The organism is Membranihabitans marinus (genome assembly GCF_021729155.1).
GTDB classification, from domain to species: Bacteria; Bacteroidota; Bacteroidia; order Chitinophagales; family Saprospiraceae; genus Membranihabitans; species Membranihabitans marinus.
This window is the reverse complement of the sequence record NZ_JAJQYA010000008.1, coordinates 53,275-71,708: the sequence shown is the minus strand read 5'-3', so window position 1 is coordinate 71,708 and position 18,434 is coordinate 53,275. Positions and strand designations below refer to the sequence as shown.

12 protein-coding genes and 1 pseudogene are annotated in these 18,434 nt (G+C 37.8%); 12 read left to right on the top strand and 1 reads right to left on the bottom strand.

The genetic code is table 11. The features are described from left to right. Positions 1 to 97 precede the first annotated feature (97 nt). From LVD51_RS07190 to LVD51_RS07170, 5 genes are all read left to right on the top strand, one after another. Positions 98 to 1,567, top strand: coding sequence for a 3-keto-disaccharide hydrolase (locus LVD51_RS07190; RefSeq protein ID WP_236970531.1), 1,470 nt, complete (start codon positions 98 to 100; stop codon positions 1,565 to 1,567). Between the two features lie 20 nt (positions 1,568 to 1,587). After that, a complete protein-coding gene (locus LVD51_RS07185) occupies positions 1,588 to 3,537 on the top strand; it encodes a hypothetical protein (protein WP_236970530.1) in 1,950 nt (649 codons plus the stop codon). 6 nt (positions 3,538 to 3,543) lie between these two features. Beyond that, entirely contained in the window at positions 3,544 to 4,377 is an 834-nt protein-coding gene (locus tag LVD51_RS20125) for a helix-turn-helix domain-containing protein (protein WP_236970529.1), read from the top strand. 77 nt (positions 4,378 to 4,454) lie between these two features. Continuing rightward, a complete protein-coding gene (locus LVD51_RS07175; RefSeq protein ID WP_236970528.1) occupies positions 4,455 to 6,938 on the top strand; it encodes a TonB-dependent receptor domain-containing protein in 2,484 nt (827 codons plus the stop codon). A 151-nt stretch (positions 6,939 to 7,089) separates the two neighbouring features. After that, a complete protein-coding gene (locus LVD51_RS07170) occupies positions 7,090 to 8,094 on the top strand; it encodes a DUF3500 domain-containing protein (RefSeq protein WP_236970527.1) in 1,005 nt (334 codons plus the stop codon). Between the two features lie 140 nt (positions 8,095 to 8,234). Here the strand turns inward: LVD51_RS07170 and LVD51_RS07165 are convergent, their stop codons facing one another. Beyond that, positions 8,235 to 9,122 carry an IS1595 family transposase gene (locus LVD51_RS07165; protein ID WP_236970526.1) on the bottom strand — a complete coding sequence of 296 codons (888 nt, stop codon included), beginning with the start codon at positions 9,120 to 9,122 and terminating at the stop codon, positions 8,235 to 8,237. A 789-nt stretch (positions 9,123 to 9,911) separates the two neighbouring features. On the opposite strand from LVD51_RS07165, the gene LVD51_RS07160 reads away from it, so the two are divergent. The 7 genes and pseudogenes from LVD51_RS07160 to LVD51_RS07130 all read left to right on the top strand — a co-directional run bounded on the left by LVD51_RS07160 (position 9,912) and on the right by LVD51_RS07130 (position 18,431). Continuing rightward, positions 9,912 to 11,807 (top strand): glycoside hydrolase family 97 protein, encoded by a 1,896-nt coding sequence (locus LVD51_RS07160; protein ID WP_236970525.1) that lies wholly within the window; start codon positions 9,912 to 9,914, stop codon positions 11,805 to 11,807. 144 nt (positions 11,808 to 11,951) lie between these two features. Next, complete coding sequence (gene gpmI, locus LVD51_RS07155; protein ID WP_236970524.1) at positions 11,952 to 13,478, top strand: 2,3-bisphosphoglycerate-independent phosphoglycerate mutase; 1,527 nt, start codon at positions 11,952 to 11,954, stop codon at positions 13,476 to 13,478. After that, on the top strand, positions 13,456 to 14,022 hold the full coding sequence (locus LVD51_RS07150; RefSeq protein WP_236970523.1) for a hypothetical protein: 567 nt from the start codon (positions 13,456 to 13,458) through the stop codon (positions 14,020 to 14,022). Before gpmI ends, LVD51_RS07150 begins: the two co-directional genes overlap by 23 nt. 155 nt (positions 14,023 to 14,177) lie before the next feature. Beyond that, the gene (gene odhB, locus LVD51_RS07145) at positions 14,178 to 15,407 is read left to right on the top strand and encodes a 2-oxoglutarate dehydrogenase complex dihydrolipoyllysine-residue succinyltransferase (protein ID WP_236970522.1); all 1,230 of its coding nucleotides are present in this window, start codon (positions 14,178 to 14,180) and stop codon (positions 15,405 to 15,407) included. Between the two features lie 421 nt (positions 15,408 to 15,828). After that, positions 15,829 to 16,215 (top strand): annotated as a pseudogene (locus LVD51_RS20205) (DUF2157 domain-containing protein); the annotation flags it as partial. An 889-nt stretch (positions 16,216 to 17,104) separates the two neighbouring features. Then, positions 17,105 to 17,677: a GDYXXLXY domain-containing protein gene (locus LVD51_RS07135; protein WP_236970520.1), complete on the top strand. Its 573-nt coding sequence runs from the start codon at positions 17,105 to 17,107 to the stop codon at positions 17,675 to 17,677. Between the two features lie 259 nt (positions 17,678 to 17,936). After that, the gene (locus tag LVD51_RS07130) at positions 17,937 to 18,431 is read left to right on the top strand and encodes an SRPBCC domain-containing protein (RefSeq protein ID WP_236970519.1); all 495 of its coding nucleotides are present in this window, start codon (positions 17,937 to 17,939) and stop codon (positions 18,429 to 18,431) included. Positions 18,432 to 18,434 lie beyond the last annotated feature (3 nt).

Genomic DNA, 18,434 nt, shown 5'->3' with positions numbered 1-18,434 from the left:
CAGATATAGAAAAATTGAACTTGGTTAAGTCTGTTTATAAATTAATTTTTGGTTATTAACCAGGTTCTACATACCATCATTTTTTGTAATTGTACCTATGAATAAAATAAAAAAAAGAAGATCCTTTTTAGTCGTTTCAAGTTTGTGTTTCGCTATTGTGATAAGTTCTGTCGTCTTGGCAAGGGGTCAAATGTCTAAGGATTCATCGATGGATTTTGATTCCACGTCAGTGTTGATAGATGATCTTTCTGCCTTTCAATCGGTGAGTTCAACTTGGAGTGTGGTAGGCAATGCATGGGCTGATTTGTATGGAGATGGACAGATTTCTACAGAGCCAGGTACAGGTATTATAGTCAATAAGGTGTCGGAAAACCAGCACGGCAAAGATTTAGTAACCAAAGCCGAATTTGGAGATCTTCATTTGTCCATGGAATACATGATGACTAAGGGGGGGAATTCTGGGATTTATCTCCAAGGTTTGTACGAAATTCAATTGCTGGATTCATGGATGAATAAGGTAGTAAGGCCTGGAGACAATGGAGGACTCTATAATCGCTGGGACGAAAGTCGTCCTGATGGTAACAAGGGATACGGAGGACGTGCACCGAGATGGAATGTGTCCAAAGCCCCGGGATTATGGCAACATTTGGATATTGTCTTTCGAGCTCCTCGATTTGATGATGATGGGAATCGTACAGAAAAGGCCATCTTGAAAAGCGTTCGTTTAAATGGGGTGTTGATCCACGACAATGTCCAACTGTCTGGCCCTACCCGAGGATCATTGTCGGGCAAAGAAACCTCACACGGACCACTGAGAATTCAAGGAGATCACGGAAGTTTGGCACTGAGAAATATTTCTTTGACTCCTCTTGATTTACCTGGAGCATCAGATGAAGAAGAAAATAGAAGGATAACCAATCCAATTTATTTAGAGGCCAAGAACAATACGGTACATCGAAGTTTTATGGACGTTGCTGACGATTATAGGGTGACGAGATCTGTGTCTGTAGGTAGTCCAGAAGATATTCATTATTCCTATGATATGGATTGTGGCAATGTGTTTCAGGTATGGAGAGGTCCTTTTCTAAATACTACTCCGATGTGGCACAGTAGAGGGGATGGATCGGCAAGACCGCAAGGAGGCCTTACATCTTTTGGATATCCAGTATTGTCAGTAGCTGTATTGGAAAATAGTCAATCTTTATGGCCTACAGATACCTTGGGCACTGGATTTAGACCAATGGGATATCGCATGACCAAAGATGATTTACCCATTTTTACCTATAAGCAGAATGGAGTAGAGATTCACGACCAAATCGGTGTTTTGGAGAATAGAGAAGGTTTATTAAGAGAAATTTCTACTGAGTCAGTAACCAGTAATTTGTTCCATCAATTGGCTTCGGCTAGTATGATTGAAAAAGTTGGTGAAAATTTATTTTTAATAGGAGATCACTCCTATTACATTGCCGTAGACTCAACGGAAAAACCCATAATAAGAGAAGATGGAGGGAAGTATTCTCTTATTATACCCTTGAAAGACAGTATTAAATATTCCATTTTATTCTAATCGAGAGTCAATAATAAAATATGCAAAAGATATATATAACGATTTTTATCGGATTTATTTTAGGATTAATTTTTCCGAGCTATGGTCAAGAGAGTCCGATGGAGGAGGATTTCTTTGAGATAAAGACATTGGCGGTACCAGAAGGTATATTGTTGGAAGTGGGAGGTGTTGTGGTTTTACCAGATGGAAATTTGGGATTGGCAACCAGACGAGGAGATGTGTATATTGTTGAAAACCCTTATTCCCGACAACCACACTATAGAAAATTTGCCTCAGGCTTACATGAAATTTTGGGATTGGTATGGAAAGATAACTCGTTTTACTGTGTGCAACGCAGTGAGTTGACAAGGTTGGAGGATACAGATTTGGACGGGAAGGCCGATATTTATGAAACCTTTGCAGTATGGCCGATTACGGGTAATTATCACGAATATAGCTATGGTCCGGTAGTTGCACCCGATGGTTCTTTTTATGTAACCACCAACGTCGGTTTTTGGGGAGAACAATGGTGGCGTGGAGATAGTAGACTACCTTGGAGGGGATGGACACTGAGAATAACAGCAGATGGTCAAGTTCATCCATGGGCTACAGGAATGCGATCTCCTGCAGGACCAGGAATCATTGATGGTGAATTTTTTTATACTGAAAATCAAGGAGATTGGATTGGGTCAGGTGGATTGTGGCATATAGAAGAAGGCGATTTTTCGGGCAATCCTGCCGGTTTGAAATGGGCTCATTTGCCCAATTCCCCTGTAGATTTGACCTATAAGGATTTTGTATCCAAGATTGATATTAGAGAAAATAAAAGGCCTGATGGAAGATACATTAAACCCGAGAATGTAGTGAAAGAATCTTATCAAACCGCATTTGATGTGGAGGAGATATTTCCAGCCATGAAGTTGCCTGCGGTATGGTTGCCTCATGGTATTCTGGGGATTTCGAGTGCTCAGCCATTAGAAATTCCCGAGGAAAATTTTGGTCCTTTTGGGGGGCAAATTCTCGTGGGAGATCAGGGAATGAGTATGATTTCGCGCATTATGTTGGAGAAGGTAAATGGGGTGTATCAAGGTGCGGCTATAGCATTTAGAAGTGGGTTTCAATCTGGTGTCTTGAGAATGGATTGGGCGCAAGACGGTTCTCTTTTTGTCGGAGAAACCAATAGAGGATGGGGGTCAGCCGGTGATGCCGATGAGGGATTGCAACGATTGGTTTGGAATGGAGAAACCCCATTTGAAATGAAAAATATAAAAGCAATGGCCGATGGGTTTGAAATTGAATTTACCTTGCCGGTAGATCCTGTTTCAGCTAAGAATCCAGACTCTTATGATATTTCCAATTTTATTTATAAATACCATCCTGTATACGGAAGTCCACCAGTAGATGAAAGTCCCTGTACTATCGAGTCCATACAATTGTCTGATGATGGGATGAAGGTGAGATTGGTGTTGAATAATCTCAAAGAACATTATATTCATACTATATCATTGCCTGGATTGCGTGATAAAAACCACTTTTATTCTTTGGTTCACCCTACGGCTTATTATACGTTGAACAGTATTCCTGGAGGAGGAAAAATAAATAATACTAATCAGAAGGTTTCTATGGCCAAGGGGACAGGGGCTGTAATTCAGAAAGATAAACCAGTGAATGCCAATGAGCATTTGAGGATGAGTGATATTACCGGTCAGAAGAAAGTCTCGGCAGAAGCGTACATTAATCTGGACCAAGTAAATGTATTGTTGACAAAATATACCTGTATAGCTTGTCATGATGCCAATAAGCGCAAGATTGGTCCTTCATACAAAGCCATTGCAAAGCGGAAATATTCAAATAATAAAATAGTAGAATTAATTCATCAGCCCCAACCACAAAATTGGCCGGGGTATGCAACGGAAATGCCACCTATGTCACATGTGCCTACTAGTGAAGCTTTGAAAATTGCTGAATATATCAATTCTTTAACTAAATAGTCAGAGGTGAAAACGACAGGGGATTTTGAAAGAAAGCAAAAGATTAGTGGAGAGGAAAAATTTAAGATAGCCCCTTTCAAGAAAAAGTTAAAGAAAACCAAGCCACATAAACACGGGGATTATTATGAACTCATTTATATTGAGTCAGGGCAGGGCTTTCATTGGATAGAAACGGAAAGATATCCCATCCGTCCACCTGAATTGTATTTTTTACAACCGGGACAGTTGCATTGTTGGCAGTTTACAGAGATTCCAGATGGTTATGTGTGTTTATTTAAAACAGGTTTTTTTGATGCATTGGGTGATGGTCGGTTGATTGAATTGCTGGAAATGATTGATGGCAAACATCGAATACCATTAAGAGATGAGGCTTTTATTCGGTCTATTTTTCAAGATCTTTACCATACTTATCAATCTAAGTCAGAATTTGCTAGGGATAAAATTCTTGGAAATTTAAGGGTTTTATTTGCCAAAATATTGAGTCATCAAAGTCAAGAATTGACCGATGGTTTGAAGAATGATTCTATTTTTGTACAGTTTCAAAAAATGTTGGTCCTTCATTGTCCGAAAATACATACGGTAAAGGAATATGCTCAATTGTTACACACGAGCCCACAAAACTTAAATGCGGTCTGTCGAAAAAATTCGCCTTTTACTGCCAACGAAATGATTATCGATCAAATATTACTGGAAAGTAAGCGGTATTTGTTGTACACCGATCGCAATATTGGCGAGATCAGCGAATTAATGCATTTTAACGATGCTTCCTATTTTGTGAAATTTTTCAAAAAGCATGAATCGATAACTCCACATAAATACAGACAACAATATTTTCAATAGTACCATTTATGTAGAATTAATTACCATCTTCTAGGTTCGTTTTGGATTAATTTTGAAGCGAAATAACAAGATGGAATATGAATGGGAAAAAATACAGTTGGATTGTTGGAATATTGTTGATTTTGTGGATGCCAGCTGTGGGGTTTTGTCAAGCCAATGTAGAAGGTAGCTTGCAGGATGGATCATCAGGCCAACCTTTGGCTTATGCTAATGTGGTCTTGTACGCTTTACCAGATACTATAATCTCAGCAGGAGTAATAAGTGAAGACGATGGTAGTTTTAAATTCGAAAATATTAAACCTGGTAGGTATTTTATTGAAACCCAATATATAGGATATCAGTCACAACGCTCGGAAAATTTGTTCATAGAAAAGAAGATGGATTTGGAATTGGATGTCCTTTCCATGCATCCAAGTGCATCAATGTTGGAAGAAATTAGGATTGAAGGCAAGACAATGACTGCCGTTCACAAAATGGATCGCCAAGTATATGAAGCTTCAAAGTTTCAATCAGCCCAAGGTGGAACAGCCACCGATTTGTTGAGAAATGTGCCATCGGTCGTCGTTAATGCCACTGGTGAAATATCGGTGAGGGGAAGTTCCGGATTTGTAGTTTTGTTAAATGGTAAGCCGGTTCAATCTTCTCCCGAAGTAATTCTTAGTCAAATACCAGCCAACGCTATCAAGAATGTTGAAATCATCACCGCGCCTTCTGCGAAATACGATCCAGATGGCAAAGCGGGTTTAATAAATATTGTGACCGAACGTGGAGCTGTAGATGGGGCTTTTACTCAAATCAATCTCAAATATGGATTGCCCAGCATAGAACCCTACAACAATGCTGAGAGTGTCACGCGATTTGGTGGAGACATTATATATAATTATCAAAAGAATAAATGGGATTTTTCTGCAGGGGCTAGTTATTTGAGAAATGATCTTTCTGGGCGACGCGAAGGAGATGTATGGACGATAATTGATGGTGTTAAAACGCAATTTCCATCAGATGGCGAGAGGAGTTTTGATGAGGTAAATTATTCTGGTCGTTTTTCTATAGGTTATACCCCACATAAAAACAACAGTATGAGATTGGGATTTTTTGCAGGTAAAAGATCGAAAGATCGAAGGGCTGATATTCTCTATTACAACAATGAAAAAACCGATGAAAATACGAGGAACACAATCTCTAATTATACTTATTACAATGAAAACCTAAGAATTAGAAAAGGGGACTTTGCCTTGGGAAATTTTGATTACAACTATATTTTCGATAATTCTAGTGCTTTGAATTTTTCTGCACTGTATGAATACACCCTGTTAGGTGGGCCGACGACAAATCTCAATCTCGCATGGCCCAATGTGTCGGAGGTGATTCAGGATGAGTATAATACGAATGATAATCCTTTGACAGGTATTCGAATGTCCTTAAATTACAAGATGCCGGCTTGGGAAGTTGGACAGTTGGAATGGGGATATCAATTTAGGAATTTAGACCATTCTGGGGATTTTGTATATGAGCGAAAAAACAATGAAACAGGTCTTTTTGAACTGGTTAGTGCTTTTTCTAGTGAGGTTGATTTGACTAGGATTATCCATGCGGGTTTTGGGCAATTCAGCGGCAGTATTGATAGTTGGAGTTATGGCATTGGATTGAGGTTGGAGGCCATGGACAGAGAACTGCATTTAAAGGATAAAGCAGGATTGGTAGATAGTCTTTATACCTATTCTTTTCTTCGTCCTTTTCCATCTATTAATGTGATGTATTCGGTAAATGATCATGTGAAGTGGAAGGCTGGATATAGCAAGCGCGTAGAGAGAACGACAACATTTAAAATGAATCCCTTTCCGGAGAGAGAACATTCAGAAACCTTGGAACAAGGGGACCCTACTTTATTGCCAGAATTAATAGACAATGTCGAAGCCGGATTGTCGGTGCAAAAAGGATCGCATTCTTTTTCCACTAATTTGTATTTTAGAACTACTGATAATCTTATTAATAGGGTAAATACCATTTATAACGATACTATATTAAACAGGATATACTCCAATGTAGGTCGTGGCAATGCTATTGGGTTGGAATTGAGTGATGATTGGAATGTAAATGATCAAATCAATATATTTGCAGGAGGGAATATCTATCACAATTCCATTAAAGGAGAGTTTGATCAACGACCTATAGATTCGAAGAGTTGGGTATATTCTATTAATGCCAATATTGGATATTCATTTGGAGAGACCTGGCAATTCCAGTGGAATTTTAATTATTTATCTAAGCGAAATACAGCTCAAGGAGAAGATTCTGCTTTTTATTCGCCCAATTTATCTTTGAAAAAATCCTTTTTAAATGGACGGCTCAATATAAATATGCAATGGTTGAATATGGATTTGGGGTTGCTGAATACCAATGAGCAACGCATTACGACTTATCGCAGTAACGAATTTTATACGACGACGAATTATGTATATGAGGTCGATATGATAACCTTGAACATAGGATATACTTTCAATTATCAAAAAAATCAATCCAAGTTTGTCAAGAGTGAATTTGGAGCAAAAGAGTTTTAAATCTTGACTGTGTTTGTTAATTGGGATTATATTTGCGTTTACTGTGGTTTATTCCATTTTTTGTTAGGACAATTCACTCCAATGCCATAAATTAGAGTAATGTAAGATCTGTTGTTTTTACATATTTACAGAAAATGGTTAATCTAAGCATATGTTAAAGGGAGTATTCGTATTTGTTCTTGTTTTATTGTCTTTTCTTACTTTTCAAAATTGGAAGGTAGATCCAGCAGTTGATTTTTTAAATAGTCTGACAGAAGCACAGCGCAATAAAACCCAATTGGAGATGTCCGATGAAGGTCGTATGAAGTGGCACTTTTTACCTACCAGAAACTATAAAAGAGATGGATTGCCTTTGTACGAAATGTCAGATGATCAAAAGGAGTCTTTGTTGACGTTGCTGAAGAATTATTTAAGTGAGGCTGGTTACGAAAAGACTCAGAGAATTATAGGATTGGAAGAGGTATTGGCCGAATTGGAAAACGATCCTGAATATCGGGATCCAGAAAAATATTTTGTTACTTTTTACGGAGATCCTGAGGAAGACGAGACTTGGGCTTGGTCTTTTGAGGGGCACCATATTTCACTTCATTTTACCATAGTAGATGGAGATATTTCCATGGCACCTAGATTTTTTGGTGCCAATCCTGCTCGGATTCCTTCTGGTGAGCGGGAAGGAGAGAGAACTTTGGATGTTGAAGAGGACTTGGGTTTGGAGCTCATCAACACCATGAGTGCACAAAAGCAGGAACGGGCTATATTTTCATTGCAAACATTCAGGGATATAGTTACCATGAATGCTTCGAAGGTGGATCCATTGGATCGAGTAGGTATTCCAATGAAGGAATTAAATAAAAAAGAGAAAGCTTTAGTTTGGGCGATTATCGATGAATTTTTAAGTGCAATGCCGATAGATTTGGCTGAGAAGCGAAGTGAGAATATAGCGTCTGAGGAAGAAGATGAAATTACCTTTGGCTGGGCAGGGGCATTGAAATTGGGCCAGCCTCATTATTATCGCATTCAGGGAAAGACTTTTTTAATCGAATTTGACAACACACAAAACAATGCCAATCATATTCATACGATATGGCGGGATTTTGATGGAGATTTTGGACGCGATTTAATTCGAGAGCATTATCAAAATTCTGATCATCATTAAGGAGTATAAGATCATAGAAAGTTATTCTGTGAGCTATGTTTTATGATCCAACAAAGTTTGAATAGTTAGAGGGGATAAACATTTGATTGGTTTTTAGGGGTTTTGAACTGATGGGTAGGGAAGCCGATATAATTAGTTATTTAGTGGATAATGTCTAAATAGGTTCGTGGCCTATGACAAACCATGCGCTCCAATAAATGATCGAAGATTTCAGCCTTCATCTTATTGCGATTAAAACGATAGCAAAATTCGTCCAAATAATACTGCAATAATTCGGCATGGTGATGAGTGCCTCTCAACCAAGTCGTTATACTATTCTTCATTCTATTCGATAGAGGCATTATCGATTTTTTAGATTTTCTAATTCTTTTCACTACCGGATATTTCTGGCAAATTTGGTCATAGCCATGCTTCTTATAACAAGTGATTTTCGCGTCTAGATTTACACATCTATCTGATAAACGGTTGATTTCTTTGGCGCTTCGACTATTTGTAGAAATAGCATAACCATGAGATATTCCCTTGCCTTTTTTCTCTATGGCAAGGACTACGATCTTCTTGTACTGTACTTCTTGGCCGTTTTGCAAGGTCTTTTTCATGCCGATTTTAAAATCAGAAATTTCCACCTTGCCACTTAATCCGACTTTTTGATGGCTTTTCATGGCCTGCATTACTTTGAGCCGAAACAGCCAACAAGTCTTTTGTCTCACCTGTAACTTGCGGCCCAATTCACAAGATGAGATACCCTTTTTACTGGTGGCGATTAAGTAGACAATGGTGAACGCTTTGAGCAGGTCAAACTTTACTTTGTGAAATAAGGTATTGGCCGTGGCCGATTCTTTATATCGGCATTTTGAGCATTGCCTAATGTGGGGCTTTCCGCCGCTGCAATATCGATGATGTCCACAATGTTTACAGGTAAATCCGGATGCCCACTTTTGGTGAGCCAGGTAATTTAAGCAACTTTTACTATTTGGGAAACGCTTGTAAAAGTCCTCGATTGATAGGCTTTTAAATTTATCTTCCATGACTTAATAAATTTTCGTTACTATAATTGAATAATTGCTTATCCTTTAAATAACTAATTATATTTTCTCCCTCCCAGTTCCAACCCTCAATCTCACCTCTCATTTCAAAATGTGATTTGTATTCCTCCTCTATCCCTTTAATAATCATAAATCCATTGCGAATTATTCACTGCCAAAATTGATTATAACTTCATTATTGCGAAATCGAACAAATACATATTTCCCTAAAATTTTGCCGCAATTGCCACCTTGGATTAATACTCAATAAATATGATAGAAGATTGATATAATCTATTTAGTGTCCATTCGGAATATTATAGTGCAAACAATAATTTTGTTGAGTTAATGGATTCTTTGGGCAATATATTTTGCTATCCTATTCTATGGTATCTAAATTGCTTCCTTGCTGTTTAGGTCCTCTTCTCATCGTTTTGCGTGCAGATTTAATATCATCATTAGGTATAAAATAGATTATATACTTTTTCCTGAATCTCCTTCTCAATCCATTAATGTAAAAGTGTGAAGACTACCTAATGGAAATTTATATCAAATAGAAATTTCAGAATGAAGAGGGCTATAAAGATGCATTCTTTAACTGGAAACCAATTCGATTGGATACGAATAAAAACATACCGACCTATTTCGAAAAAGTCATAGATTATCTATTATTTCCACTTTGGATTCCATATCTGGTAAGGATTTATTACTTTGCCGTGGTTTTTTGCCAGAGGTAATTTTGTTATTAATTACTGTCAGACCCTTTTTTAATAGGATATAAAAAATACATTTATGAAATTATTATTGCTTCATCTTTACACTTTTTTGGTTTGTTCACTATTGCCTTCATCTTTATTTGCTGATGATGAGGTAGTTATTGTCAGTCCCAATGGTCAGGTCGAACTTAAACTGGAAGTATTGTCCGGTCAACCATATTACAGTGTGTTTGTCGATGGTGAAGAATGGGTAGGATATTCAGAACTGGGACTGGAAATGGCTGGGAGCGAAATTTCTTTTAAAGATGTATCAATGGCTTCGGTAAACATATATAGTATAGATAGTTTATGGTCTCCGGTCTACGGGGAGGCCAGTGTGTATCGTGAACATTTTCAAGGAGGTAATATCCAATACAAGGCCAACCAATCCACGCAAAAGGGATATAACTTGGAAGTTAAAGTTTTTGATACCGGGATTGCTTTTAGATATCATATAGCATCAGAGCAATCAGTGACGGTACTGTCTGAATTGACGACTTTTAATTTGCCTTCAAATGCGCAAACATGGGTTACTCATACCGCCCAAGGCAAAATTGAAAAGATGTCGGTGTCTAATATAGAGGAGGAAGCAGTTGAAAGACCTTTACTGGTTGAATTGTCCGATCATCAATATATAGCTATAGGAGAAGCCGGTCTTTATGATTTTGCGAGAATGAAATTGAAGGGAAATAAAACTGGCCCAGGTTTACAGGCTAGTTTGGCGAGTAAAATAGAATATCCAGGTAGTTTTAAATCACCTTGGCGTTTTATTATGTTGGGGCATTCCCCCAATACTTTGTTGCAAAACAATGAATTGGTTTTACATCTAAGTCCACCCAATGCCATAGGGAAGACGGATTGGATTGAACCCGGTAAAGTGATTCGAGAAGTGACTCTAACGACTCAAGGCGGTATGGCCTGTGTGGATTTTGCAGTTAAACACGGAATTCGCTATGTTGAATTTGATGCGGGATGGTATGGTAATGAATACGACGATGCCTCTGATGCAACTACAGTTACTGTCGATCCCAAACGGTCAAAAGGTCCATTAGAGCTGCAAAAAGTCATCGATTATGCTGAAAGTAAAAACATAGGGATCATTCTATACCTCAATCGAAGATCTTTGGAACGGCAGTTGGAAGAAGTGCTTCCTCTCTTGCATTCTTGGGGTATTAAAGGAGTAAAATACGGATTTGTCCGGGTAGGCGATCAAGAGTGGACGAAATGGTTGCACGATGCTGTGGCTTTGGCTGCTAAATATAAATTGATGGTAGATATTCACGACGAATATCGTCCCACAGGAATGTCGCGTACCTATCCAAATTTACTAACCCAAGAAGGGATTCGCGGCGATGAAGAATCTCCGGACAATACAATGGTTCTAAAAACTATTTATACCAGGATGTTGGCCGGTGCCGGTGATCATACGGTATGTTATTTTGCTGATCGAGTCGAGACCATGGGGTCTCATGGATCTCAATTGGCAAAGACTGTCTGCCTTTACAGTCCTTGGCAATTTGTTTATTGGTATGATCGACCTGAAGCATCTCCAAGAAAGGTGGGAGGTGCAGGTAAAAATGAAATGTTTATAGCTGAAATTCCAGAATTGGGTTTCTTTGATGCCGTACCTACAGTTTGGGACGAAACCAAAATTTTGGGGGGATACCCCGGTCTTTATAACGTAACGGCCAGAAGAAATGGAAAAAATTGGTATTTAGGTGTTATTAATGGAGAAGAAGAGCGGAAATTAGATTTGTCCCTGACATTTTTAGACGATAATGCCACTTATGATGCCATAATCTACACTGATGATCCTTCATTGAATCCTCCTCATCGATTGCGAATTGATCAAGAAGTGGTCGATAGTAGATCTCAATTGTCATTAGAGATAAATTCAAACAATGGAGCCGCTATTCTGTTTAGAAAACGGTAGCACAGATTAGTGAATACATTTTTTACCTCTAAATAAGTGAAAATGGGGCATTAGTGAGATTTTACATCTAATTTAACTAATATACTTTGTTACATTGGATAGCTTTCTTAAATTGCCTGCTTACCTATTATGAAAAATGACGATATGAAAAAATGCTTTTTGATGATATTAGATGGATGGGGAATAGGACCCGATCCCAAAGTGAGCGCTATAGCACAAGCAAATACACCATTTATTGACGGATTAAATAGTAAATATCCACATGGACAGTTGGTGACCTATGGTATGGATGTCGGATTGCCAGAAGGACAAATGGGGAATTCAGAAGTGGGACACTTGAATATCGGTGCAGGAAGAGTCGTTTACCAAGAGTTGGCCAGGATAAATAAAGCCATCAAAGACCAAACTTTCGAGCAAGAAAAAGAAATTCAAAATCTGGTATCCTATTGTAAAGAAAATAATAAACCGGCTCATATCATGGGATTGTTGTCCGATGGAGGCGTGCATTCACATATACAACACATCAAAGCCACAGTTGACATATTGGACAAGGCTGGAATTACTACTTTTATCCATTGTTTTTTAGATGGCAGAGACACTAGTCCTCATGGTGGAGCCAATTATCTTGAAGAATTGGTTGATTACACCAAAGGGAAAAGTGCCACCATCGCTACCGTAATTGGTAGATATTATGCCATGGATAGAGACAATCGATGGGAGAGAATAGCTTTGGCCTATCAATTAATGGTCAATGGAGTAGGTCGTAAAACGCAAGATGTTGTTGCCTTGGTCAAAGCCGATTATGAGGGTGGAACAACAGATGAGTTTATACAACCCATAATATTGGTCGACGAATCAGATAATGCTTTGGCTACTATTTCAGACCAAGATGCAGTATTTTTTGTCAATTTTAGAACGGATCGACCTCGCCAAATAACCAATGCCTTGACTCAGTCTGATTTCCCGGATTATGAAATGAAGGCGTTGGACTTGTATTTCTTAACCATGACCAATTATGATCAGACTTTCAAAGGTCTACACGTGGTTTACGATAAAGAAGATATTCAAAATACCTTGGGTGAATATTTAGCGAGTCAAGGTCGAACCCAAGTACGAATCGCAGAGACGGAAAAATACCCTCACGTAACCTTTTTCTTCTCAGGTGGTCGAGAAGAGGCTTTTGAAGGAGAAAGCAGAATTTTAATTCCTTCCCCTAAAGTAGCCACCTACGATTTGCAGCCAGAAATGAGTGCGGTAGAAATAACTTCAGCCATTGTAAAGGAAATAGAAAGCAATAAACCCGATTTTATTTGTTTAAATTATGCCAATACAGATATGGTCGGCCATACAGGTGATTTCAATGCAGCAATGGTTGCCGCTGAAACAGTAGATCAATGTGCTCAGCAAGCGGTGGAAGCAGCCCTAGATCAGGATTACTCCATAATTATTATTGCAGATCACGGAAACTCCGATTATATGGTAAACCCTGATGGTTCGCCTAATACAGCCCATACGACAAATCCAGTGCCCGTATATTATATCGATGGCAATTCTGAATACAATACCATTAAAGATGGTAAATTGGGTGACTTGGCTCCGACAATTTTAACCATCATGGGACTTGAAATTCCAACAGAAATGACAGGAGATGTATTGGTGGAAAATAAATAGAATATTACTGCTACTAATAATAGGCAATCTAATGGTGTCCTGTATTCCTGACAATGATGAAGTCGTCATTCAATCAGGGGAATTCAGTGTGGGCCTTTGGATGGATTCTATATTTAATAACAATATCATTGATAGTGTTCAGTCTGAAGTGACCAAAACTATAGTGGTAAACGATTTAGATCCGGAAACAAAATCCATTAAAGATTATCACATTTTAACCGATTTAAAACAAATCAAGGAAATGGATTTTTCTTCTGTTCGATGGGTGGATAGCTATGATAAGACATCTAGGGATAGTGGTCAATATCGGATAGTAGAGTATATAACCGACAATACTAAGGCCCCAGCTACTTATTTTAAAGCGGAATACGACTCTTTGGGACAGTTGCAGACTATTTTTATTAAAAAAAATAAGCAAAGTATTGTTTCGGATCAAAGTTCAACCATTCGCTGGCAAAAAAATAGCGGGTATACAGTGTTAAATCAATCTAAATTTTTGTTTCAATCTCCGGCTCTTTTTAAAATGGAAGTCGTTTATGATTAGGAGGGAAATAATAGAATGTTAATGAAAATATAAAAGAACTCCATATTATATACCGAAGTATTGGGATTTTTTTTGTGAAATTCTGTAGTTCAGTGAATAAATGTGGTTTATTTTGCATATTTGCAGAGTATAAAATTTGCAATCAAATCTAAGCTATGAGCATAGTAGAAATGAAAGTGCCAACCATTGGCGAATCAATAACTGAGGTTACTCTTTCGGCCTGGTTGATAAAAGACGGAGCGTATGTACATTTGGATGAACCCATTTGTGAGTTTGAATCAGACAAAGCAACGCTAGAATTTCCGGCTGAAGCATCGGGAAAATTAATCCATGTGGCCCAAGAGGAAGACGATATTGAGATCGGTGGATTGGTGGCCAAAATAGATACATCGGTAGCACCACCATCTGGTGAGGAATCTAGTGATCCAGCTCCAGAAACCAGTGCTGCACCATCACCTGCACAAACAGAGGCCAGTGCCAATACTTATGCAACTGGTCATCCAGCCCCAGCTGCCGCTAAAATATTGGCGGAAAAGGGAATTGATCCAGCTGCGGTTAAAGGCAGTGGTGTCGATGGTAGAATAACGAAAGCCGATGCTGAAGCAGCCCAAAAAGTAGCTCAGCCAGCTCCTAGTCCGACTGTAACAACTGAAACAGTTGCGCCATCAGCTGCGGTTGCATTTTCTAGAGAAGAGCGCAAAGAAAAAATGTCGCGGATGCGTAGAACGATCGCCAAACGATTGGTTTCTGCCAAAAACAATACTGCGATGTTGACCACTTTTAACGAAGTGGATATGTCTGAAGTAATGAAGCTTCGAAAACAGTACCAAGAGCGATTTGTAGAAAAATACGGTATTAAGCTCGGCTTTATGTCCTTGTTCTGCAAAGCTTGTGCACAAGCCTTGGTAGAGCTTCCCGATGTCAATGCCAAAATAGAAGGTGATCATTTAATTTATCATGATTATGTTGACATATCTGTTGCCGTATCTACTCCAAATGGCTTGGTAGTACCTCCAGTACACAATGTTGAGTCATTAGGATTTCATGAGATAGAAGCAAAAATTAAGGAACTGGCCCTTAAGGCTAGAGATGGTAAGTTGTCTCTAGACGAAATGTCTGGTGGAACCTTTACTATAACCAACGGAGGTATCTTTGGATCGATGATGAGTACTCCAATATTGAATGAACCTCAGTCTGCTATTTTGGGTATGCACAATATTGTCCAACGACCAGTAGCTGTCAATGGGGAGGTAGTTATCCGACCTATGATGTACTTGGCATTGTCTTATGACCATCGCGTAATCGACGGAAGTACTTCGGTTACCTTCCTAGTAAGAGTAAAAGAATTATTGGAAAATCCTATGCTATTGATGATGGGATTGTAATTTCAACCTAATAAAGATATTCTATAAACCCTTAATCCTAGTTTCATACTGGTTTAAGGGTTTTTTTATTCCATTAAAATAGAATGCTTTTTTGGAAACCTGTACATGTTTTATTCTAGGTCATTGGTTAATTTTATATGTCTGAGGTTTGGAAAATTATGGGTTTAATTTTTTTTAGTTTTAATATTAGTCTACTATGTGAATGTAGTGGATTTGACTGTTAGGCTTGTTTTTTGAGAAAAATCCAATACTTATATGTATATTAGGAAGTCGTGGTAATGAGGTATTTATGAAATGACTTTGTCCTAAATATCGGTCGTAATATGGATAATCACTAAAGTTGATGTAGATGAATAATATATTTTTAGCGTCATTAGTCCTGAATTATTACCAAATGCATTTGACCTAATATAACCCTAGAATGAGCTTACAAAAGGATATTTCAGAACTTGTAGAAAGCCAAATTATATCTCAAGAAACGGCAGATAGAATCAATGAATACTATAAAATAAAACGAGAAGATGAACCCAATCGTCTATTTATGGCATTCGGTTTATTGGGTGCTATATTGGTGGGTTTGGGCATTATCCTAATCATAGGGCACAACTGGGACAATTTGTCCAAGGAGGTCAAATCCATCTGTTCTTTTCTACCCTTGATTATTGGTCAAATATTTTGTGGTTATGTATTATTGGAGAAAAACCGCAATAAAACATGGCGGGAAGGGACAGCGGCTTTCCTGTTTCTCTCTGTGGCCGCTTGTTTGGCCCTCATTGGTCAAATTTACAATATCCCTAGTGATTTGTCTTCATTCCTTTTGACTTGGTTGTTGCTCTGTCTACCATTGATATATATTATGCATTCTTCCCTGTCCTCATTATTTTTTATTTTGGGAATCACAATTTATGTCACTCAAACAGGTTTTACAAGCAATGACAATAGCAGTTCTTGGATATATTTACTTTTGCTATTTGCTGTGTTGCCGCATTACTACCAACTATATCGCCGTTCTCCCAATGGCAATTTTATAATTTTTCACCATTGGGCAATTCCTATATCTATTCTCTTTGCTTTGGGAACGATATCCTCCGGTCATGAAGAATGGCTTTGGGTGAGCTATTCTAGTTTATTTGCTTTATTTTATATAATTGGAAATAGCGATTATTTTGTAGAACAGAAATCTCGGAATAACGGCTATTTAATATTGGGGGCTTTAGGTACAGTTATCCTTCTTCTCATATTGAGTTTTGACTGGTTTTGGACTGATTTGAGAAAAGCGAATATTTTGCTAAATGAGATTATGACCTCACCCGAATTTTGGATGTCCGCAGTAATTACTGTTTTATCTCTGTCTTTGGTGATGGCGTATAGAAGAAGAGTTTTTCACCCCCAATTTAAGCCATTGGCCATTAGTTTTATTCCCCTATTCATCACCTTTATTGTCGGAATGTTCTCTTCATTATCCATTGTTTTAATAAATATAATATTGTTTGCCATCGGGGTTTTTATCATTCGAGAGGGAACCAAAATGAGACATTTGCCTTGGTTAAATTTCGGAATGTTAATCATCGCAGCATTGGTGACTTGTCGATTCTTGGATAGTAATCTAAGCTTTATTTTACGTGGACTCGTGTTTGTTGGAGTAGGTCTAGGATTTTTTGTGGTTAATTATTGGATGATCAAAACATACAAAGCACATGAAAACTAAAACTGTACTTTATATATTTTTCACCTTAATGGTAGTGAGTCAACTTTATGTTCCATCAAAGATGGTGTGGCAACAGGAATCAGTTATTCATTCAGGTACTGTATTTAAATTTCGGACGGCTCCAGTAGACCCTGTGGATGTTTTCCGGGGAAGATATGTTGCCCTAAATTATGCCGATAATCAATATGAGATGAGTGAAAAGAGAGAATGGAGGAATGGAGAAACGATTTATGTAGTTTTTAAAAAGGATGATTTTGGCTATGCTATTATAGATTCAATATCCAAAGAAAGACCCGCGAATGTCGACGACTATTTAAAGACTACAGTAGATTACTTTACATCTGAAATCCCTCAGACCATCACAGTTGTTTTTCCATTTGATCGATTGTATATGGAAGAATCAAAAGCTCAAAATGCTGAAGAAATATATCGTAGAGAAGGAAGTAAAGGGGAAAAAGAAACCTATGGCTTGGTTAGTATTAAGGAAGGAAGGGCTGTATTGTTGGACGTCTTTATTGACAATATCTCAATTAGGGAGATCGCGGGTAGGACGGTTAATTAAAATGAGAATAGTCTGTCAACTATAAAATTTGTTTCTATCTTTTTGTGGTTTTAAAAAACTATTTACCCTGTAATTATTGTTGAATAGTATAAATGAGGTCAAAATGTGTATCCTGCCCTATATTTTTTGTTTGTAATGTTACTTGGTATAACATATAGTAATTGTAAAAGCTTGATCTAGAAGAAATTAAAATGTCGGTATCTAAAAATTGTATAAATTTTTGGGAATCGACGATTATCTCATCTTAAGCTATTAAAAAATGGAAAATTTTAATTGGACCGAATTTACAAAGCGAGTAGCCATAACTTCTGATTTGAGTACAGTGTATAATGCTTGGACGGTAAGCCATGATCTTGAAAAATGGTTTCTGTCAAAGGCGGTATTTTACAATGCATTTAATCAAAAAATTCCTGACAAAGACAACGTTCGGTCTGGATGTAAATACGAATGGAATTGGTATGCACAAAATCATTTTGAAAGTGGAGAAATTTTGGCTGCCAAAGGGGTAGATTTTTTAGAATTTTCATTCGCGGGCAATTGTAAGGTCCAGGTTTCAATGCGTAATCACAAGCATTATGTTTTAGTGGAATTGATTCAAAAAGAAATTCCCTTGGACGATCGATCTAAGGAAAATATACGCTTAGGTTGTGCATTTGGATGGATATTTTATTTAATAAATCTCAAATCGGTACTGGAAACGGGGAATGATCTGAGGAATAAGGAAGTAGAGCTTCTCGGTATGGTAAATAGTTGAAAA